The sequence below is a fragment of the Bacteroides sp. PHL 2737 genome (assembly GCF_004115325.2).
Lineage (GTDB): Bacteria > Bacteroidota > Bacteroidia > Bacteroidales > Bacteroidaceae > Bacteroides > Bacteroides hominis.
The window spans coordinates 3,028,432-3,049,748 of record NZ_CP040630.1 but is presented as its reverse complement, the minus strand read 5'-3'; the positions used below and the strand labels follow the sequence as shown (position 1 = coordinate 3,049,748).

Annotated in this window: 15 protein-coding genes; 7 read left to right on the top strand and 8 right to left on the bottom strand. The window is 43.7% G+C overall.

From position 1 onward, the window contains the following. Window positions 1–410 precede the first annotated feature (410 nt). From DBK98_RS12340 to DBK98_RS12325, 4 genes are all read left to right on the top strand, one after another. The gene (locus tag DBK98_RS12340; RefSeq protein WP_005808961.1) at window positions 411–1,262 is read left to right on the top strand and encodes a LuxR C-terminal-related transcriptional regulator; all 852 of its coding nucleotides are present in this window, start codon (window positions 411–413) and stop codon (window positions 1,260–1,262) included. 83 nt (window positions 1,263–1,345) lie between these two features. After that, window positions 1,346–1,951 (top strand): DUF3575 domain-containing protein, encoded by a 606-nt coding sequence (locus tag DBK98_RS12335; protein ID WP_005808963.1) that lies wholly within the window; start codon window positions 1,346–1,348, stop codon window positions 1,949–1,951. A 10-nt stretch (window positions 1,952–1,961) separates the two neighbouring features. Beyond that, window positions 1,962–4,091, top strand: a complete 2,130-nt coding sequence (locus tag DBK98_RS12330; RefSeq protein ID WP_032536294.1) for a type IV pilus biogenesis/stability protein PilW — start codon at window positions 1,962–1,964, stop codon at window positions 4,089–4,091. A 5-nt stretch (window positions 4,092–4,096) separates the two neighbouring features. Then, window positions 4,097–5,263, top strand: a complete 1,167-nt coding sequence (locus DBK98_RS12325) for a hypothetical protein (RefSeq protein WP_032536352.1) — start codon at window positions 4,097–4,099, stop codon at window positions 5,261–5,263. 245 nt (window positions 5,264–5,508) lie between these two features. Here the strand turns inward: DBK98_RS12325 and DBK98_RS12320 are convergent, their stop codons facing one another. Beyond that, complete coding sequence (locus DBK98_RS12320; protein WP_032536295.1) at window positions 5,509–6,360, bottom strand: CPBP family intramembrane glutamic endopeptidase; 852 nt, start codon at window positions 6,358–6,360, stop codon at window positions 5,509–5,511. A gap of 104 nt (window positions 6,361–6,464) precedes the next feature. Here DBK98_RS12320 and DBK98_RS12315 point away from each other — a divergent pair, with 104 nt between their 5' ends. After that, window positions 6,465–7,511 carry a leucine-rich repeat protein gene (locus tag DBK98_RS12315; RefSeq protein WP_005808974.1) on the top strand — a complete coding sequence of 349 codons (1,047 nt, stop codon included), beginning with the start codon at window positions 6,465–6,467 and terminating at the stop codon, window positions 7,509–7,511. Window positions 7,512–7,649: 138 nt separating this feature from the next. On the opposite strand, the gene DBK98_RS12310 is transcribed toward DBK98_RS12315, so the two are convergent. From DBK98_RS12310 to DBK98_RS12295, 4 genes are all read right to left on the bottom strand, one after another. After that, window positions 7,650–8,717 carry a hypothetical protein gene (locus DBK98_RS12310; protein ID WP_032530429.1) on the bottom strand — a complete coding sequence of 356 codons (1,068 nt, stop codon included), beginning with the start codon at window positions 8,715–8,717 and terminating at the stop codon, window positions 7,650–7,652. A gap of 20 nt (window positions 8,718–8,737) precedes the next feature. Then, window positions 8,738–9,160, bottom strand: coding sequence for a hypothetical protein (locus DBK98_RS12305; protein ID WP_005808978.1), 423 nt, complete (start codon window positions 9,158–9,160; stop codon window positions 8,738–8,740). Then, entirely contained in the window at window positions 9,157–9,720 is a 564-nt protein-coding gene (locus tag DBK98_RS12300; RefSeq protein ID WP_005776534.1) for an RNA polymerase sigma factor, read from the bottom strand. Before DBK98_RS12300 ends, DBK98_RS12305 begins: the two co-directional genes overlap by 4 nt. A gap of 196 nt (window positions 9,721–9,916) precedes the next feature. Beyond that, window positions 9,917–11,530, bottom strand: a complete 1,614-nt coding sequence (locus tag DBK98_RS12295) for an ABC-F family ATP-binding cassette domain-containing protein (RefSeq protein ID WP_005776533.1) — start codon at window positions 11,528–11,530, stop codon at window positions 9,917–9,919. A gap of 234 nt (window positions 11,531–11,764) precedes the next feature. Between DBK98_RS12295 and DBK98_RS12290 the strand changes: the two genes are divergently transcribed. Both DBK98_RS12290 and dnaJ read left to right on the top strand, forming a co-directional pair. Beyond that, window positions 11,765–12,352, top strand: a complete 588-nt coding sequence (locus DBK98_RS12290; RefSeq protein ID WP_005776532.1) for a nucleotide exchange factor GrpE — start codon at window positions 11,765–11,767, stop codon at window positions 12,350–12,352. Window positions 12,353–12,402: 50 nt separating this feature from the next. Further along, window positions 12,403–13,587 carry a molecular chaperone DnaJ gene (gene dnaJ, locus DBK98_RS12285; RefSeq protein WP_032536296.1) on the top strand — a complete coding sequence of 395 codons (1,185 nt, stop codon included), beginning with the start codon at window positions 12,403–12,405 and terminating at the stop codon, window positions 13,585–13,587. A 735-nt stretch (window positions 13,588–14,322) separates the two neighbouring features. On the opposite strand, the gene DBK98_RS12280 is transcribed toward dnaJ, so the two are convergent. From DBK98_RS12280 to galB, 3 genes are all read right to left on the bottom strand, one after another. Then, the gene (locus tag DBK98_RS12280; RefSeq protein WP_005808983.1) at window positions 14,323–15,954 is read right to left on the bottom strand and encodes a RagB/SusD family nutrient uptake outer membrane protein; all 1,632 of its coding nucleotides are present in this window, start codon (window positions 15,952–15,954) and stop codon (window positions 14,323–14,325) included. 15 nt (window positions 15,955–15,969) lie between these two features. Beyond that, window positions 15,970–18,714, bottom strand: a complete 2,745-nt coding sequence (locus DBK98_RS12275) for a SusC/RagA family TonB-linked outer membrane protein (protein ID WP_005808984.1) — start codon at window positions 18,712–18,714, stop codon at window positions 15,970–15,972. A 95-nt stretch (window positions 18,715–18,809) separates the two neighbouring features. Further along, on the bottom strand, window positions 18,810–21,311 hold the full coding sequence (gene galB / locus DBK98_RS12270; protein WP_032530390.1) for a beta-galactosidase GalB: 2,502 nt from the start codon (window positions 21,309–21,311) through the stop codon (window positions 18,810–18,812). Window positions 21,312–21,317 lie beyond the last annotated feature (6 nt).

The window sequence follows — 21,317 nt, the reverse complement described above, 5'->3', positions numbered from 1 at the left end:
ACTTATCAAAAACATTTCTGAAAGTTTTCATTTTTTATCTGTATCTTTGCCCCAATTATATGCGGCCGGAGAAACAAATCGGTTTTAGCAACATAAACGATAGCCTAATCGTCATCAGAATCACCACCTCCGATAACCAAAGAAAGGCTATAATAGACTTACTCATTGGGGTAACTGTACCGTCTCAGGACGTGGTGCACTGCCATTGAGTAAGCAGGCTTGTGGTGAGCCTTGATGACGTATGGCGGGCGCACTACGTCTTTTTAATATATATATGTTTGAATTGATTTTGAAATTATTCACATTTATTATGGGGGAAAAAGGACGCTGTGAGAGTTTTGTCCACGGGACTCGCAAACATTGTGCGAATAGGACATAACCAACATCTGACATTGAAATCAAACATAAATATGAATCTTAAAAGCCTTCCTTTTCATAAAAGAAACGAGTATCTGCAAAGAAAATACCACCAGTTCAAGAATATAGAAAGTGCGGAACAACAAACGATCTATTACATCTATTATAGTACAGTGGTCTGCTTCAGTATCGGAATCCTGGCCGACCTTTGCGTCTACCTCATGCGAAATAACTTATTGCTGGCAATATGCAATATACTCTCCCTGGGATTATTTGCGTTATTCACTTATTTACTGATTCGGAAAAAAGCCCGGATCGTATCTCTACTAAACAGTGTTTTCTATACGATACAAGGCAATATACTGATCTCGATGTACAACCGTATCTACCTACCGCCGGAAGAAGCCGGATTCTTTTTGTCGCAGGACCTGATTATCGGAATGGTGACCTGCGGACTGGCTTCCATTTCCGTAAAACGCCACACGGTCATAATCCTATCCCTCTCACCGGTTTTGCTCTACCTGGGCATCGGACTCTATACATCGTCCGACCTCTACCTTATGAATTTTCCCAGCCTGACGGTAGCTTATATTTTTCCTCCGGTAATGCTCGCCAAGTTACAGGAAATATTGCGAAGCATGCACCGGCAAAAAAAAAGGATGACTTCCGAACTAAAGCTATGGGCGGCTTTCAACGCCCTGCACCTTCAACCCAGCAACAAAGAAATACAATTCTGCTGCCTGATATTGGAGAACAAAACAACCGAAGAGATAGCTGAACTTCAATATATAGCCCCTTCGACTGTGAGAAGCAACCGGAGCCGGCTCCGACAAAAATTACAGATAGGGCAAGAGACTGATTTACAGGAGTATTTATCAGAATTAATAAAAAAAGATTTCGATTAGTTGAAAAATGTAAATTAAAACCTCTATATTTGTCACCGACAAGAATAAACGACAGCACGCTTTAGACAGAAGTGAGCGCGTTTATGAATACATTTAATTTAAAACTAAATTTCCCCAACTTGTTGTGGGAGATAGCCGGATATAATTTCCCGTCTCTATTCGGGAAACGGGCTATACTCTTTATTTTCATAGCAATATCTTTTCAAGTATCCGCCCAACGTATGGCCATCAAGACTAATACGCTGGAATGGTTAGCGGCATCTCCCAATCTGGGAGTGGAATTCCCGCTAAACGATTGGATGACAGCCGAAATTTCGGCATCGGCTAATCCCTGGAAGATTACAGATAAACTTTTCTACCGTCATGGGCGCGTACAAGCTGAAGCTAAATATTGGCTTCGGAACCTGCTGGCGCGCCATTACATCGGTATCACAGGATTCTATTCCATGTTCGACGTAGGAATAACCCCCAGGGCATATTATGGAGATGCCGTAGCTGCAGGTGTCACGTATGGATACAACTGGATTCTGTCACGCCGCTGGAACCTTGAGGTTTCAGGCGGTGTGGGTGTGGCACGCTACAGGTTGGTGCGCTACCAACCGGGAAGCACTCACGGTGAACCGAATGAATCGGGATGGGCCCCCATACCGGTTAAACTAAGTGTATCTTTTATCTATATAGCCAAATAAAATAACCCTAATGAATATCAAAAGATTTTTGCTATTGGGGATAGTGACCCTATACGCCATTATTCCGGCATGGGGACAAGCCCAGAAAGTAGAAATACGCGGAAGCGTAATCGATGACGAGGGAGAGCCTGCCATCTCTATCGTAATCAGAGACCAGAATGAAAAGGGAGATGTATACGGCATCACAGACCTGGACGGAAAGTTCAAGATCATGGCAGATCCCAGTACGACCCTCCATTTCTCGGGCTTTGCCTACGCATCAAAAACAGTAAAACTTAAAGGAAAGACAACGATAAACGTAGTGATCTCGTACGAAGCATCGATGATTGACGAAGTGGTGATCACCGCCAAAAAAGTGGTGGACAAACTGCTACCGGAACCAACCGACATCGAGATCATCGGAAATCAATACATCATCCACCCTAAAGTAAAAATTCCCAAAGAAATGTATAAGCCGAACACACGTATCGTAGTGCAACCGATGTTGGTGAATATTACCCGTAAAACACAGAGCCTGTTCCGCCCGGCAGTGGTGACCGGAAAGGAGTATGCCATCACATTGGAACGAATGATGGAATTCGACCTGAGCAGAGACCCGTTAGCACCTTTTCAGGAGAAAACGCAAAAGATTGATAAAAATGAAGTGATTGCCTACGTAGACTCCCTCTATATGGATAACCCGGACGATGAATGCCGGTGTGACATCTACATGTATCTGGTAGAATATAAAAAACTGGCATACAAAGATACAGTAGTGATAGCCAAAGGTACGGTAAATCCGATGCGTTTCTTTACGTACCAAGCGGATGGCATGAAAATCAGAGATGAAAAATACATCCCTAAACCTCAAAAACAACAAAGAGGCGACAGAGGAGAAGTGAAGCTGAACTTCCTGATCAACTCGGCAACGATAGACGAAAAGGATCCGAACAACCAAAGAGAACTGGAGAAAATGCGCTTGCGCCTGCAGGAAATAGAAAACGATCCGAACTCGGAATTCCTGTCGTTTTCCGTCAAAGGAGTATCGTCGCCAGAAGGTCCGTATCAGTCGAATCTGAAACTGGCACAAAAACGCACGGACAGTACGCTGAAACGTATCTTTGGTTTTCTGAACGGAGGTACTATAGACGCGATAAAAGACAGTACATATACAGAAGGAGTGGTGGCCTCATGGGAAGAGGTAGCAGAATTGATGGAACACGACTCACTGCCTACAGACAAGTTACGGGAAATCATCAATTGCTATCCGGACAACATGGCCTCGCAATACAGCCGGATCCTACGACTACCGGAATACCGGAATGTCATTCTAACGACTTACTTACCACGGCTGCGCCGGGTGGAATATAGTTTCAACTATTCGGTGATGAGATTACTGAACGATGAAGAAATACGCATAATGTATAAACAGGACTATAAAAAATTGGTACCCTATGAATTTTGGCGGATATACCTGAATGCCGATAATGACTCTACACGCGAAGTAATCTGCCGACAAGCACTGGAACAATATCCTAAATTTATGATTATGGCCAACGAATTGGCTGCATTACTGATAGAACAAAAGAAAGCAGACAGCAAATTGCTGGAACCGTTTGTCAGCAGATCGGCTCCCACAGAACTACTCTGTAATCAGGTAATCGCCTTAATGGACGAAAGAGCTTATAACCGGGCGGACTCCATTATAGACTTTTTGCCGGACAACGACATGACACAAGACGTAAGAGCCATCGTTGGAGCTTACAACGGGCATTTTGAGGATGCTTATGAACGGTTCGGAACACAAGGCGGCATAAATGAAGTGGTATTATTAATGGCCATGAAGCAAAATGAAGAAGCGTGGGAAAAGGCACAAGAACTACCGGATGAACCACTCAGCTATTATCTAAGGGCGGCATGTGCCAACAGGTTGGACAAAGTGAGCGAAGCATATGCTTTCATAAAACGGGCCCTGAACGAAGATCCGTCACTGAAAGAGATTGCGCAGATAGACGGAGACGTAACCGACCTACTGCAACAGTTGGAAGAGGAAAAGAAAGAACAGAAGGATAAAGCGGAGAAAACAAAAGAAAAAACCGAAACGGAAGACACCGAAACGGAAGAGAACGGCTTGAATGAAGAAAGAACGATAAAGCAATGAAGAATATGAGAAAGAGCTATAAAAGAATCCTGCTGTTAGGAGTCGGTTTCGGCTTATGCGGAACTCTGGCAGCACAAGAGCAAAAGCAAGATTCAACAGCGGGAAAAAACAATATAGAGGCCTCAGAATATTTGATACCCAAAAGAAAGGGAGCGGAAAAGTTCCATTCGAAGAGAGGGGCGGAACATCTGTTTTTCTCTGTCGGATCGGGCATCGGTTATCTGTTTAACGTAGGAGGCGGACAAACCGCTCACGGACCACGGGCATCATTCATGGCAGGCAATTGGCTGACTCCCGTCATAGGATTACGGGCCGGAGGGGAATATACACAGTGGAAACAAGGAAATACGGATATGCATCTGGCAGGAGCCAATGTAGACTACCTGATCAATATCAGTGCATTTGCCGCCAGATACAACCCGAAGCGGGTATTCGAAGTGATCGGCGCTCTCGGACTCAGTTATCAGGCCACTATCATAAAAGACCAAAAAACAATCCATTCATACGGATTGAGGGCAGGATTACAAGGGAAACTGAATGTATCGTCTGCTTTTAACCTGTTTATCGAGCCACAACTGGCACTTTATCCGGACCGGGTGGACAACCAGCCATCGTGGAAAAGATATAACCTGGCAGGATCACTAATGGCAGGTATTACTTACAAACCGGCAGGATACACTACCCTGACCTTCCTTAAAGGAGGTTTTGCCTCACTGGCGGCCGGCACGGGAAACACCGGAAATGTATTGTTCGACACGGAATTCGCTTTAGGTAAATGGTTCGACAAAATTAACGGAATGCGGATCAGTGCCGGCAGTAGTACCGCCTTTTTAGATAATGAAGAAAGCGGAAGCAACCGCGATTTTAATATCAGCCTCAACATCGACTATCTGTGCAACCTCACAAGGCTTTTTTCCGACCGGGACAGCCACGTGTTCAACCTGACAGTGGCAGGTGGCATCGGGAGCTATTTTCCCGGAACGGAATCATCATCTTCCATCATCCTGAACGGCCGCATCGGACTACAGGGAGAAATCAGGTTGTCGGCGCATACCGGGCTTTGGCTGGAACCCCGAATCAATATATTTAAAGACAGAAGTTATCGGGCTGACCTTCAGGAACCCATACGGGGAACAGTGGGGTTAATGGTGGGAACAACGTATAAATTTTAGAATAAGATTCACCCCCACATACTTTATGCTCTCTCTTATGGACAAATTAATATAAACCTACATTGATGCAAGTGTTATAATGGCTGTTGTACAGCTTTTATTTTGTTTTGTTTGTGTTTAATAGTGCGCAACAAACTTACTGCGAAGTAAATGCGTCCTTGCTTTTCCACTCTGACTTACTGTGAAGTAAATGTGGTGTTTGTTTTATCAATGTCCCAGAGTTCAGCGGAACATGGGACATTTTTTTATTGTTCAAACCACCAGATTATGAGCAGTGTAAAGAGCGTTGCCAATGCCGTGCAAACCAGCGAACCTTCAAAACCAAATGCTCCTCCGTTGATCAGATTATTTGCGGGCAGGCGAAGTGAAAACAAGGTTTCACAGAAACGATTGCCACTGACTTCAAATCCAAGCACGGGCCCTTGAATCCAGTTCCAAAAGAAATGAAGCGAAATTGGAAACCAAAGGTTACGGGTATAAAGATAGGCAGCTCCCAGTAATAATCCTCCCAACACCAGATTAAGCATAGGCAAAAAAGCCACATTGGGATTCATCAGATGGAGCAACGCAAACAAAAAGGAAGAGATGAAAAGAGAAATAAATTTATTGAGTCGCGTACGCAATAAGCGCCCCAGAATATATCCGCGCATCATAGTTTCTTCGACAATGGCAACCATAGCGAAAAACAGCCCGCTCAAGAACAGATCGCTCCAATGAAAATGAACACCGACAACCTCAATCTGACCGGTCAGCAAACAAAGAGCAAAGCCAATGGCATAGATAAGCAATGCCATCAAAAAGCCGTATAAGATGTCTTTACCACGTCCTTTCAGACTGAATCCTAAATCGGAGAAGGGACGATGATCCAGAAATTGCATCATCAGGAAAGTAACAACAAACACGCTCAGCAACATAGCTCCCTCCCCAATAAAGAAAGCCCCCATTCTCCACTCTTTTAATACAGGGATAGAACTCAGGATAATCCCAAACAGAGGTATAAGAATATAGAAACCCACCAGAAATAATGCAATACTTGCAAATGCCGGAATTCCTCCCGAAGAGGGGATCGGACTGTTCTCTTTTTCTTGTTGTTCCATTTTGTTAATTTATTAGTTGAAGGACAAAAATAACTATATTTTCCTAAAACTCTCAACGAGATAAAGTATGATTCGCTATATTTGTCTAAACATTTATCATAAATATGAAAATAAAACATCTGTTTATAGGAATAGCCCTTGCTGCCAATCTATTTGCAGCTACAGCACAAGAAGTTAAGAAAACATATTTCGTCAGCAAACCGGGAACTCTTATTTCGATGATGACGGAAGAAGAAGCAAACCAGGTGACTCACCTCACTCTGACAGGAAAGATCAACGCAGTGGACTTCAAGCATCTGCGCGATGAATTCAAAAATCTGCAAGTGCTCGATATAGCGAATGCAAGTATCAGTATGTATTCGGGAAAAGAAGGTACGTATCCGGATAAATTCTATATTTATATGCCAAACTTTGTTCCGGCCTATGCTTTCTGCAAGATGGAAAACGGCATTGCCAAAGGGAAACCGACCCTAAAGAAAGTGGTTCTTTCGGAAAAAATCAAGAACATTGAAGATGCAGCCTTTATGGGATGCGAGAACCTGAACATCTGCCAGATCAAAAAGAAAACTCCTCCCAACCTGCTGCCGGGAGCTTTGGCTGACAGCATCACTGCAATCTTTGTACCGCTGGGAGCAAGTGATGAATACCGGCTGAAAAATCGTTGGGATAACTTTGCGTTCATTGAAGGCGAACCATTGGAAGCTAAAATAGAGGTAGGTGCTTTGAGCACGCTGGAAAGTGAAATACAAAAAGCAGGGCTACAACCGAAAGAGATCAACTTCCTGACCATCGAAGGTAAACTGGATGCAGCCGATTTTAAACTGATACGGGATTATATGCCGAATCTGGTTGCCGTAGACATCGAAAAGACCAATGCGACAGCTATCCCGGACTTCACTTTCTCACAAAAAAAATACCTGCTCCGCGTTCGTTTACCTCATGGACTGAAAAGCATCGGACAGCGGGCTTTCAGCAATTGCGGACGTCTGTGTGGAACCGTGGAATTGCCGGAAAGCATTACAGCCATCGAATATGGTGCTTTCATGGGATGTGACAGGCTACGCTACGTAGTTGCCAAAGGAGATAAAATCACAACCATAGGAGACAATTTATTCGGGGAAGGGAAAAATAAGTTGATTTATAAACGATAAAAAAACGGGAGCATATCAAAAAACTCACCACAGAGGACACAGAGGAACACAGAAGGAATTTTAACGACACGAATAATCTGTGGAAATCAGCGCAATCTGTGGTGAGAGGACCTTTGACACAACTTCACTCCTTCTTGTTCATCGCTTTTTTATCCAATAACCTATACCCAAAAGAATAAGCAAGCCGGTGAGGATAAAGGCCCAGATGTTGGGTACGCGCGACTCGGCAGTCAAAAGATATTCGCCTGCCAAAAGACGATAGGCATCTACTTTCCAGACCCAATGACCATCCTCCCTAAAGGTTGTATTTGCCGAAAGCATTTGTCCGGGCATATTGAGTTCATATTGAATCACCACTCCAAATAACTCAACGGAACGTGTTTCCTCATCAAATTTTTGATCCACTTCCTGCTGTTTTTCTTTATAGAGAAGCGAAAAGCAATCAGTATGAAAGTGAGTATCAAGTAATTGACAAACGAGTGCCGGAGAGAAGTCCGGATCATCATTCTGAGGCCGATATGCCTGATACAATGAATCCTTAGCCGCATTCAGGCGTGAAAGATAGTCACCCTGCTTCAGGTCAGCTATAAAAGGCCGCATCACTTCAAGACTTAATTCATAGAGACTACGGTTGTACCATTGAACAAATTGTCCTTCCAAACGATCGAGCACTTCTTTCATCTCCAATCCGTTCATTCCCCGATACGCAGTGTCGTCGCCCTGAAACCAAAGTTTCTGTTCCGACTCGTTCAGATAGTTTTTCAGAGGTACAGGCCCTTTTTCTGTCAGTTCGGGATAAACACCGTTATAGGTATAATACGTATAGAACCAACGGAAATGTTTGGTCAGTGTTTCCCGCGGAGTCACCAAAGGACGAAACATCGGATCTTTAGGCCGGACCTGCTCCGAAAATAAGTCGACAGAAGCCTGCTCCCTGCTGGCACACACGTTTATCTTTTCCTTCTCTCCAAAATAATTATGCATCCGGACAGAATCAAAACGCGTCACCGTCCAACCGGAATCCAATGAGAACATAAAAGGATTTTGTGCCCGATTTCCGGCCATGAATGCAGAATCGCCAAAGGCATAAACCTCCCTACGAGCCGATCCATCAGGAAAAACCTGGGTTTTCACTTGATAATAGGTGGTGCAGGACACCATTGAAACGGCCAGCAACAATATCGGTAAAAGATTTTTTGTTTTCATACGCATCTATTTTTTAAAGATCACTCACTCTTCATTATCTGTTTATACTGAGTATAAAGCCGTTCTCGTTTAAGCATTTCCCTTTTCCGATTACGGGATGCGGTAAAGAAAAGTTCCTGCTTCTCTCCTATCGTCAAACCTCTATGCTCCAGACTGCCTGTGAAAGTATTCGATTGATAGGGCTCCGGTATGATGATTACTTCAGACGAGGGAAATGAATCAACAGACATCGTTTCTGCTACCCATATCGCCAAGAGCAAAGTTGCAGCAATGCCCGAACACCAGGCAACAAGATTCGGTCTGCGCTTGGCCGGACTTCTGAAAGAAGCCGCCTTGACAGCACGCATAATATCTTCGGTCAATGCCTCCGGATTTTCCAGAATGGGGGGTGTCTTTTTTAACTGTCCCAACCACCTTTCATAATTAATTTCTTCCTTTTTCATCTTTCTTTATTTATTTCATTCAACTTCTTACGGATACTCTTCCGAGCGAGATAGAGGTTTGTTTTGATCTGGATCGATGTAAGTCCGGTAATAATCTCGATCTCTTTGATTTCCAACTCTTCTATATCGCGCAATGTAAATACCAGCTTCTGCTTAGGAGTCAGTTGTTGCATAAAGTACAGGATATGTGCTTTCAACTCCCGGTTGACTAACACTGCTTCGACGTTATCATCGGAAAGAATGGGCAACTCGGAAAACGCAATATCGGAAAGCGCTCCGGCCGGCGAGTGTTGTAAAACCCGCAAACGATCATAACAAATATTACACGCAACCCTGTAAAGCCAGGTCGCAAAGCGAAATTCAGGACGGTATTTGTCCAACGAAAGCCAGACACGCAGGAAAGTCTCCTGTACCATATCCCGCGCTTCCTCTTCATTACACAACAAGCGGAATGCCAGGCGAAAAACAAAAGTCTGATACTCTGCCACAAGCAAAGCAAATGCACTTGCATCTTGCTTCCTGCTCCTTTCTACTAATGCCTGTATTTCCTTTTGTTCCATAAGCCACGGTATATGTTGTTTATATATGATACGTAATAAATGGAGAAAGGTAAAATAACGATGAATGATAAACTATGAACGATGAACAACAGTAAACGATAAATAAAGTGAATGCGAACAAAAAAACGATGAACAGGTGCCCATTCAGGCACAACCTGTTCATCGTTAATCGTTCATCGTTCAAAACCGTACATCATTACTTGTACATCTTGGCTCTCAGCTCTTTGATGTGATCGGAAGTAATGTATTCGTCGTATTCCATCATCTTATCGATAATACCGTTCGGAGTCAGCTCAATCACACGATTGGCAACGGTCTGAATAAATTCGTGGTCATGTGAAGAGAAAAGGATATTGCCTTTATAGGTTTTCAGGTTGTTGTTGAATGCCTGAATAGACTCCAAGTCGAGATGATTGGTCGGAGTATCGAGAATCAGACAGTTGGCATTGCGCAACTGCATACGGGCAATCATACAACGCATTTTCTCACCTCCCGAAAGTACACTCACTTTCTTCAGTACTTCTTCACCGGAGAAAAGCATACGTCCCAGGAAACCTTTCATATAAACTTCATTGCCCTCGCCGTATTGGCTCAACCAGTCGACCAGATTCAAATCAGTATTGAAATATTCGGTATTATCCAAAGGAAGATAAGCAGTTGTAATTGTTACCCCCCAGTTGAAATGTCCTGCATCAGGCTTCATATGACCGTTGATGATCTCAAAGAAAGCAGTCATCGCACGCGGATTACGGGAAATGAACACAATCTTGTCACCTTTCTCCACATTGAAGTTCACGTCGTTGAACAATACAACCCCTTCTTCGGTCTTCTTGCTCAAACCGGAAACTTCCAATATCTGATTGCCCGGCTCACGCTCCGGAGTAAAGATGATACCCGGATATTTACGGGAGGAGGGTTTGATTTCTTCAACATTCAACTTTTCGAGCATTTTCTTACGACTGGTAGTCTGCTTGCTCTTGGCAACATTGGCACTGAAACGGCGGATAAATTCTTCCAGTTCTTTCTTTTTCTCCTCAGCTTTGGCCTTCTGGTTCTGCTGCTGACGGAGGGCCAACTGACTGGATTCATACCAGAAACTGTAGTTACCGGCAAAAAGATTAATTTTTCCGTAATCGATATCGACCGTATGTGTACAGACAGAATCGAGGAAGTGACGGTCGTGACTTACAACCAACACGGTATGTTCGAAATTAGAGAGATACTCTTCCAACCAGGTAACAGTCTCCATATCCAGGTCATTGGTAGGCTCGTCAAGCAACAGGTTATCCGGATTTCCGTATAATGCCTGTGCCAGCATCACACGCACTTTTTCCTTACCGCTCAATTCACCCATCAATGTATAATGTTTATCTTCTTTCACACCTAAACCGCTCAACAACATAGCTGCGTCACTTTCAGCATTCCATCCGTCAAGTTCGGCAAACTTCTCTTCCAGTTCGGAAACCTTCAGACCGTCTTCATCAGTAAAATCTTCTTTGGCATAAAGGGCTTCGCGCTGCTTCATAATATCCCACAACACGGTGTGACCCATCATTACGGTATCCATTACCGTATAAGCGTCCCACTTAAAGTGGTCCTGGCTCAATACCGAAAGGCGTTCGCCCGGACCTAACGTAATGTTTCCGGTAGTCGGGTCGAGGTCACCGTATATCGTACGGAGAAAAGTTGACTTGCCGGCGCCATTGGCACCGATAATACCATAACAATTTCCACTTGTAAACTTCAGATTTACATCATTAAACAATACCCTTTTACCAAACTGTACCGAAACGTTTGAAACTGTAATCATTCTATTATTATTCCTTAATTTATTTATTATCAAATAATGCGGTGACAAAGGTAGACATTTTTAGTGAATAACGAACTATCAGTAATGTGTCAATCTGACATAAAAGTATTACCTTTGCTGCGTTTTTTGGCAAAACAAACAAACTGGCAAAGTTTTTGCTGCAAAGCCAATACATTAAAATGCCGTATTGACATGAAACTAAATCCGTTTAACAAGAATAAAAACAGAATAGATATGGACCCAAAAGAAAAAAAAACCAAGAAAGAAGAAGAGTTGACAGTAGACGATATTCAGGATACCGTTGAAGGACAGTCGCAAAACGAAGAAACCACTGAAGAAAGCACACCGCTGACCGCAGAGGAGAAACTGGAAAAAGAACTGGAAGAAGCCCATAGCCAGATCGAAGATCAGAAGGACAAATACCTCCGTCTTTCGGCTGAATTCGATAACTACCGTAAACGGACCATCAAAGAAAAAGCAGAGTTGATTCTGAACGGTGGTGAGAAGAGCATCAAAAGTATTCTGCCGGTAATCGACGACATGGAACGTGCACTGACAACTATGGAAACGGCTACGGACGTAGCTGCCGTAAAAGAGGGTGTTGAGTTGATATATAATAAGTTCCTGTCTATCCTGTCGCAGGATGGAGTAAAGGTTATCGAAACCAAAGACCAACCGCTGGATACGGATTATCACGAAGCCATCGCTGTGATCCCTGCTCCGACAGAAGAACAGAAAGGTAAAATACTGGATTGTGTACAGACCGGATATACCCTTAACGGCAAAGTAATCCGCCATGCAAAAGTAGTTGTGGGTGAATAACCGGGACACGACAAACTTGCTAACATAATTAAAATCAACGAAACTAAAATATGGCAGAAAAAAGAGATTATTACGAAGTGCTGGAAGTCACGAAAGAGGCAACAGTCGAAGAAATAAAGAAAGCATACCGGAAAAAAGCCATCCAATATCACCCGGACAAAAACCCGGGTGACAAGGAAGCAGAAGAAAAGTTTAAAGAAGCAGCCGAAGCGTATGACGTACTGAGCAATCCGGATAAACGTGCCCGCTACGACCAGTTTGGTCATGCAGGAATGAGTGGAGCAGCCGGAAACGGCGGACCGTTCGGAGGATTCGGTGGTGGAATGTCCATGGACGACATCTTCTCTATGTTCGGTGATATTTTCGGCGGCCATAGCGGCGGCGGATTCGGTGGTGGTTTCGGAGGCTTCGGCGGATTTGGAGGCGGAGGTTCTCAACAGAGAAAATTCCGTGGCTCAGACCTCCGGGTGAAGGTGAAGCTGAATTTGAAAGAGATCTCTACAGGAGTTGAAAAGAAATTCAAACTAAAAAAATATGTACCTTGTTCGCACTGTCACGGAACAGGGGCGGAAGGTAATGGCGGTTCTGAAACTTGTCCGACCTGTAAAGGCAGCGGTTCGGTAATCCGTAACCAGCAAACCATCTTAGGAACCATGCAGACACGTACTACGTGTCCTACTTGTAATGGCGAGGGAAAAATCATTAAAGACAAGTGTAAGGTTTGTAGTGGAGAAGGTATCGAATACGGTGAGGAAGTAGTAACAGTAAAAATTCCCGCCGGAGTAGCAGAAGGCATGCAACTCTCTATGGGCGGCAAAGGAAATGCCGGAAAACATAACGGTATCCCGGGCGACCTATTGATTTTGGTGGAAGAAGAGCCACATCCGGAGCTGATTCGTGATGAAAACGATCTGGTATACAACTTATTGCTGAGTTTCCCTACAGCAGCTATCGGAGGTGCGGTAGAAATTCCAACCATCGACGGAAAAGTGAAGGTAAAAATCGAAGCAGGTACACAACCGGGAAAAGTGCTCCGACTCCGCGGTAAAGGGTTGCCAAGTGTAAACGGTTACGGCACAGGAGACCTGCTGGTTAACGTAAGTGTATATGTGCCGGAGACACTGAGTAAAGACGAAAAAAGTACTTTGGAAAAGCTGGAAGAATCGAAGAACTTCAAGCCAAGTACTTCAATTAAAGAAAAGATATTCAAGAAGTTCAGAAGTCTTTTCGACTAAGAAGTTTCACCACCGATCACACTGATCTACACAGAGAATATCTCATAAAATCTGCCCGGGTATACGTCGAAAGATGTAAGCCCGGGCAAATTTATATAAAACAGAATACCGGATAGTTGGATAGTATCCCGATGATTTATCAATCTGCCACCCTTTATTACATCCCGGCTTCAAAAAGACATAAAACATGCTGTTTGAAAAACGCCACATTTCTTTTTTGAGACACATCTGGGAGAAGGAAGTTCCCTCAAGGGGACTTTGCAAGCCGAAAAGCCGGGATTGAAGGCTTCGAAAGCCGGGATTTTGAGAGAATAGCGCCGGGCTTTCCGGAAAAAGAAGTAAGCATTTTCACAAAACGCTTACTTCTTTCGGGACAAATGCCTACTTCTTTCAGAAAAATCTCCCCATGTTTTTCCATATTACCCATATTCTTCACAGTCGAAAGCCGAAAAGTGACGAAAATTTCCCTGGTTGCTACTCCGAAACGAACAAAGCAAAAATGACAAATAAGCGGATATTCGGGATAATTACTGTCTATAGGTTCTGACTTTCACCGAAAGTAACGTGATTTTATCTACTTGTTTCTCCATTCAGATGACAGAAGTAAAATCACTGATTTCCTTGGGAGACGTTTTTAGCCACACTGTTTAAGAATGGGCCGAAAAAGAGCAATCCAGGAGAAGTTGAAATATCATTTTGGCAAAATGTCAGAAACCGTTTGTGTGTTTTGCAATTTTAATACCCCGGATTCTGTGTCAGATTGGGATTCATCAAACGGATTTTCTCCGGAATAGGAAATACTGTAGTATAGCCACTTTCCTCACCCGGAAGCCGGGGCCTGCTTGTATAAGCACGGGTATATTGGCGAAAACGAACCAAATCTTGCCTGCGCCAACCCTCCCAGGCAAACTCTAATTGACGTTCCGAAAGCAAACTTTCTAATGTAGCTGTCCGGAAAGGAGCATTCACACGGGAGCGAACAAGATTCAGTTCTACATCTCCATTTTCTCCGTTACGGACTTTGGCCTCACTCTTCATTAATAAAACATCGGCATAACGATAGAGTACAATATCATTTTCCATCAGTTTACCATCTTTTGTGGCGGTTTCATCAATCTCATACTTTTTCATCCGTGCGCCTGCGGTTTTTTCATAGGAGGTATTGGAGATATCGACATCCACCTTCCAAGGAAAATACTCCAGCAAAGTACCGTCATCGAGTGTGATGACCTTTCCCTTCAAATCGTAAACAACACCTGCAAAATAACATTTATCAAAACGGGGATCGACAGTTTGGGTATCATACCCAAAGGTTCGAAGTACTTCCACAGTAGCGCTTGAACCATTCTCTCCTCCCAATCCGTAGGCCTTGGCATGATTATAGTGACGGGAACGGAAAAGATATTGCATCTGGTTAGTATATAAAGTCTTACTCATTGGAATGGTAAAAATATTCTCGGCAGAAGATTCATTGTAAACAGCAAAGTTTGCTTCATAGTTATCTTCCAGACGATATCCCGCCGCAGTAATGGAATCACAATATGCCTCCACCGTTTGCCAAGCATTGAGCCGGTTGCCATCTACTTCAAAATAGATGTCTCTTCCATCGGGATATTGTGTATCGGTCCAGTTATCATCCGCATATATCTCAGCATTCAAGGCAAGTTTGGCAAGCAAGAAATGGACTACAGGACGGGTAATCCGCCCATAATAACTGCCGGAACGATTGCTATATGTTTGCGCCAATAAAGGGGCAGACTCCTGTAACTCCTTCACAATAAAATCAAAAACTTCTTTACGGTTGTTTTGTTTCACCTCTTTCAAAGGTATAGCAGATGAGAGAATAAGAGGAACACGTCCGAACAAGTCCATTAAATGATAGTAATACAAAGCACGGAAAGCACGAACCTCTGCCCGGTAAGCAGGAAGTTCCATGTCATGGTGAGTCTCCTGATAAGTATCGATTCGTTCAAGTGACTGATTGCAAAGACCTATAACCTTATATAAATATTCCCACGTAGCCTGAATAGCATCATTATCGACTCCCCAACGATGAAGAAAAAGTCCCTGCCAGAATCCTCCATCATACCAGTCACCTCCACGGGTAGGCATAATAGCCTCATCGGTGGTAAAGGTATTCAGATCGTAAATTCCCCTGCCGGTGCCCTGCAACCCCTGACTATCACTATAACCTCCTATGTTATTGTATAAGGAAGCCACTGCATTATAATACAAATCGGTGAGACTCTTGTAAGCATCCTCTTCGGGAATCTTGTCTTTAGGATTTTCATTCAGAAAGTCATCGCATGAAAACAGCAGACTAAACATCAGGATACAGACAAAGGAATATATATAGTGCCTTTTCATAATTAATCCTCCAAATTAAAAGTTAATACTCAAACCAAGCGTATAGGTACGTGCTAAAGGATATCCCCGTTTGTCATCCACTCCCAAAGTAGAATTAACGGTAGAACTGTTGATCATAGGTGACAGACCGGAATATCCGGTAATAGTAGCCAGATTATTGACAGTCAGCGCGAGACGGAGGGACTGGACGTATTTTTTCCACTTCGACACCGGAACATTCCAGCCTATCGTAACATAATCGAAGTTTACATAATCACCTTTCTCCAGCCAATAGTCCGTAGCGGTCTGGTCTTTGATATTACGTCCGGGAGCTTTCTTCATTACATTGTAATCAGGGAAAATATTCATATTCATGTAGGTCAGTGAAGTACCGTTATAGATTTTATGACCGAACGCCCCGTTTATCTGTACTGAGAGATCGAAACGTTTATAGCGAAAACTGATATTGGAGCCAAGTAAAGTCTTGGGTACCGCCTGACCTGCCACATAGCGGTCTTCTCCATCTTCAAGGCTCACCCCTCCACCGTTCAAATCGGCAATGTCATACGTATACCCACCATTTCCATCGGAAATAAGCCCTTTGCAATGAGGCAGGTAGAATACCCCTAAGGGTTGTCCTATCATCTGATACACAATATGATTATATCCACCATGAAATCCGGCTCCGTCCAGACTTGCCAGGCTTTTATACTCAGGTGCCGAAATATTCTCTCCACCATACATTCCACTTAATGAAAGCAATTTATTTTGCTGGAAAGTGACATTAACATTAATGTTCAATTCCATGTCGCGGGTCTTCAAAGGAGTGATGCCGACAGCAATCTCCGTACCGCTGTTGCGCATGGAACCTATATTTGCCAAAAGAGTGTTATAGGTAAAAGGCGGCACACTGACATTATAAAGATAAAGCATATCAGAGGTCTTGGAATTATAGTAGTTCAAAGAAAAGAGTAACCGGTTGCCAAACATACCAAGATCCGCACCTGCATTAAAAGTACGCTTTACTTCCCATTTCAAATCGGGATTGGTATTACGCATATTACCCAAAGTAACCACCTGTGAACTACCAACAGGAACAACTCCGTTAGGCTTTACCAGATTAAGCGTCGTATAAGAGTCGATGCCACTCTGATTGCCGGCCAGCCCGTAACCGATACGAAATTTCAGATTATCCACCAATGAAATACGTTTCATAAACTTCTCTTCACTGACAACCCAGGCAGCCGACACGGATGGAAAAAAGCCCCATTTATGATTGGCACCAAACTTGGAAGAAGCATCGGTACGGGCATTCACCGTAAGAATGTACCGATCGTCAAACGTATAATTGAAGCGACCGAGAAAAGATGCCAACCGCGGCTGTTCAAAATAAGAGTTCGTTCCTTCCCAAAGGCGAATGGCACCTGCCTGAAGGTTGTTATAACCAAACTGATCGGAATTGAAATTGGTCACAGTGGTGTAAAAACCGCTATAAGTCTCTTTTTGAAGTTCCGCCAGGGCCAGCACATCAAAATAATGTTTATTCCGGTTCTTTTTATAGGTCAACATCAGATTGCCAAGCAGTGATTCCATTTTCCGGGTACCTTTATATGCTTGTCCGTGTGCCCATACAGATGTAGGCAGATACTGGGAATTTTCAACAATATTATAAGTATAAGAACCAAAAAGAATCAGTTTAAGCTCGCGCAGTAAGTTAAAGGTCAGCCGGGCATGAGTACTGATATGTGAAGTCGCATCATGATCTTTCACTTCCATCCAGGCCAAAGGGTTAGTGATCTGGCTGGCATTGGTAATCTGATCCCAGGAACTGGTTTCCGGATTACGGTGATCGGGATATGTAGGATTAAAAGTTGCAGCCGAATAGAATGTTTTTTGAAGGTCAAACAAATTATGGTTCTTTTGGATAGAGCCAAACATACCTAACTCGCACACCAGAAAATCATCAAAAACATGCTGGGTCATGTTCATATTCGAAGTGAAGTTCTTCATATCCTCGTTCAATATAATGCCCTGACGATCCATAAAACCCAACGAAACACGATAGCTTGAAGCATCCGTCCCACCATAAAATGCAACATGATGATTCTGTTGCAGACCTGTTTGCTCTATCTCCTTCAAAAAATTGGTTTCATTCCCTTTATCAAGTATTGAAATGCCCTGTTGCTGCGCCAGATTGCGAAACTCACTGCCGGAAAGCATCTCCAGATTTTTGTATACGGAGGATATGCCGAAACTACCGTTATAGCTGACTCTGGTTTTGCCCCGAATTCCTTTCTTGGTAGTGATCTCGATAACACCTGAAGCACCACGGGAACCATATTGTGCTGTCTCCGAAGCATCTTTCAAGATAGTAAAGCTTTCTATATCGGTAGGATATATAGAAGTCAACATACTGAGATCACCAAACACACCGTCAACAATAATCAGAGGGTCGTTACCACTGGTCAGTGAAGTGGTTCCCCGCAAACGTACGGCATCCAAAGCAGCCGGACCATTGGTTCCTTTTTCTATGGTGAGTCCGGGAACACGTCCACGGATAGCCTCCAGAGGATTGGTAATCTGATCTTTATTCATTCCTAACTCCGTAATTTTTTCCACCGAACCGGAAATATTCTTTTTATTCCCGGTGGCGTATCCTACAGTAATAAGAGAATCTGCCAGCCAAACAGGCTTATCCTGTGCTCGCAAAACAGAGGTGGTAAACACCAAAAACAAAGCTAAGACGAATGTTGGTATGTGAATGATCCGGTATTGTTTCATACTATCATCATTTAAGGTTTGCATATAAAATATAACAAAAAAAGAGGGTATCTGGTTGCCCGGATCCCCTCCTTTCTTATCTTTATCTGAACGGATTATTTACTCTCGATCACCAATGTACCTTTTTTCAGGCCCTTCGCGGCAGCCTCGAGTGTAATCTTTCCTGCTTTCTCGGTAGATTGCACAATAGCTGTCATCATGCCACTGAACACTTTCATCTTCGGAGTCTGGAATGACTCGAGTGAAGCCGGATTACCATTGGCTCCTGCGCGATAAGTACCTGCCCCTTTCACCTTGAAGCTGATTTCATTGTCGGCCAACGGGCAAAGATTACCATCTTTATCAACCACCTTAACCGTTACAAACGAGAGGTCCTTACCATTAGCATCGATCACACTGCGGTCTGCCACCAACTCAATATGATCGGGCTTGCCGGCAGTATGAATTTCTTTTTCCGCAACGGCCTTACCATCCTTGTCATAAGCGACTACTTTCACGGTACCCGGTTCATACTTCGTATCCATCCACATCAGACGATAACGCTGCTGACGTTTGAAATTGGCGACAGAAGCAGAATCACCACTATTATGTACTGTAACCGAAAGGTCTTTTGTGCGTTTACCCTGGCTTTTACCATTGATAAACAGCTCGGCCGAAGGATAGTTGGTATATACAAATACAGGGGTCACTTCACCTTCACGTCCTTCCCAATTCCAGTGAGGCAGGATGTGCAAGGTTTCCGCATCTTTATTCCAGTGGCTGCGGTAGAGGTAATAACGGTCTTTCGGAAGTCCGGCAAGGTCGATAATCCCAAACAATGAAGAGTGACTGGGCCAATCAGTATAATACGGAGTAGGCTCACCTAAATAATCGAATCCGGTCCATACAAATTCACCAATGCAATAAGGCAGATCTTCATGCTGGATAAAATCATCTTCAGGAAGATTGGACCAACCACAGTGTTCTACATCATACGATGAAGACTGGTGGTCGTCATATTTCTGCATGGCACGACGTACCACCGGGAACTTGTAAACCCCACGTGAACTGACAGTAGAAGCAGTTTCGCTACCCAAAATAATCTGTTGCGGAAGTTTCTTGTAATTTTCCTGATATTTGTGAGGGCGGTAATTGAAACCGGCTACATCCATCACGGCAGCCATGTTGTTATTAACCACAGCATCAGGCGCATCCATACCCTGAGTAACGGGACGTGTAGGGTCTTCACGATGGCAGATGTCTTGCAGGAAACGTGAAAGCTTCGGTCCACGATCGCCGTTCCACTGATCCGGCACTTCATTACCGATACACCACATAACCACACTTGGATTGTTACGATACTGATGAATCAGATTCACCAGATCTTTTTCTGCCCATTCATCAAAAACTTTATGATAACCGTTCTGCACTTTGGCCGCTTTCCATTCATCGAATGATTCCGCCATAATCATCATACCCATCTCATCACAAGCCTTAATCAACTCAGGAGCGGGCATATTGTGTGAAGTACGGATGGCGTTACACCCCATATCCTTTAGGATACGGATCTGACGGCGAATACCGGCTTCATTGGCGATACCTCCCAACGGACCGAGGTCATGATGATTGCAAACACCCTTGAACATGGTTTTCTTTCCATTGAGGAAAAAGCCTTTGTTCGGAATGATCTCAATGGAACGGATACCGAACGGAGTAGTATATTCATCCTTCAAAGTGTTGCCTTCGTACACTTTTGAAACCGCATTGTAAAGGTTAGGAGTATCGGGAGTCCACAAAGCCGGAGCAGTAACAACAAAATCCTGTTCAAAAACATTGCCGTCGAACTGACTGCCCTGCTTTTCATTAGTTGCCACAACCTTACCATTCTTATCCTTCAATTCGGTGACAATACGGTATCCTTCAAATGTTTTGCCTGCAGGTATATCGAGTTTTGTCTTCAGATTGACCTTAGCAAATTCGTCCTTCACTACCGGAGTGGTCAACTGAGTACCCCAAGTAGGAATATGAGCGTCTTCATTCACTACCAGATGTACATTGCGATACAATCCCGCACCGGGGTACCAGCGTGAAGATTCGTTTTCGTTTTCAAGACGAACAGCCAGTGTATTCTTTTCACCCGGCTTCAAATAAGGGGTGGCATCCACATAAAAACTATTGTAACCGTAAGGCCAGTAACCGGCCTCTTGTCCGTTGATATAGACATGAGCATGGCTCATAGCACCATCAAAAACCAAAGTAGCCTTCTTACCTTTACTGAATGAAGGAGCCTCAAAATCGAGACGATACCATCCTACACCTACAAAAGGAAGCCCACCGGTACGTCCGGCATGCTCCATCGCCTCTTTTTGTCCATCTTGCGAAATAGCCACATTCTGCTTATCGTTATTAATGCTGAATGGCCCGTAAATAGCCCAATCATGGGGTACCGTTACCGACTGCCACTTTGCATCATCATAAGTGGAATTACTGAAGTCCTTACTGTCTTCACGGGTAAACTTCCACCCTTTTTCAAAGGTTTGTTCCGTACGGACCTGTGCACATACCAACAGTGGCACAGCGAGCATCGAAGCAAATGCAATTTTGATTTTCTTGTTCATGATTGA

Bases quoted from the DNA above. Each gene is read 5' to 3' on its own strand.
- DBK98_RS12335 (WP_005808963.1), top strand. From the start codon at position 1,346: ATGAATACATTTAATTTAAAACTAAATTTCCCCAACTTGTTGTGGGAG.
- DBK98_RS12295 (WP_005776533.1), bottom strand. From the start codon at position 11,530: ATGATTACAGTTTCAAACGTTTCGGTACAGTTTGGTAAAAGGGTATTG.
- dnaJ (WP_032536296.1), top strand. From the start codon at position 12,403: ATGGCAGAAAAAAGAGATTATTACGAAGTGCTGGAAGTCACGAAAGAG.
- DBK98_RS12300 (WP_005776534.1), bottom strand. From the start codon at position 9,720: ATGGAACAAAAGGAAATACAGGCATTAGTAGAAAGGAGCAGGAAGCAA.
- DBK98_RS12325 (WP_032536352.1), top strand. From the start codon at position 4,097: ATGAGAAAGAGCTATAAAAGAATCCTGCTGTTAGGAGTCGGTTTCGGC.
- DBK98_RS12290 (WP_005776532.1), top strand. From the start codon at position 11,765: ATGGACCCAAAAGAAAAAAAAACCAAGAAAGAAGAAGAGTTGACAGTA.
- DBK98_RS12340 (WP_005808961.1), top strand. From the start codon at position 411: ATGAATCTTAAAAGCCTTCCTTTTCATAAAAGAAACGAGTATCTGCAA.
- DBK98_RS12310 (WP_032530429.1), bottom strand. From the start codon at position 8,717: ATGAAAACAAAAAATCTTTTACCGATATTGTTGCTGGCCGTTTCAATG.
- DBK98_RS12315 (WP_005808974.1), top strand. From the start codon at position 6,465: ATGAAAATAAAACATCTGTTTATAGGAATAGCCCTTGCTGCCAATCTA.
- DBK98_RS12305 (WP_005808978.1), bottom strand. From the start codon at position 9,160: ATGAAAAAGGAAGAAATTAATTATGAAAGGTGGTTGGGACAGTTAAAA.
- DBK98_RS12275 (WP_005808984.1), bottom strand. From the start codon at position 18,714: ATGAAACAATACCGGATCATTCACATACCAACATTCGTCTTAGCTTTG.
- DBK98_RS12330 (WP_032536294.1), top strand. From the start codon at position 1,962: ATGAATATCAAAAGATTTTTGCTATTGGGGATAGTGACCCTATACGCC.
- galB (WP_032530390.1), bottom strand. From the start codon at position 21,311: ATGAACAAGAAAATCAAAATTGCATTTGCTTCGATGCTCGCTGTGCCA.
- DBK98_RS12320 (WP_032536295.1), bottom strand. From the start codon at position 6,360: ATGGAACAACAAGAAAAAGAGAACAGTCCGATCCCCTCTTCGGGAGGA.
- DBK98_RS12280 (WP_005808983.1), bottom strand. From the start codon at position 15,954: ATGAAAAGGCACTATATATATTCCTTTGTCTGTATCCTGATGTTTAGT.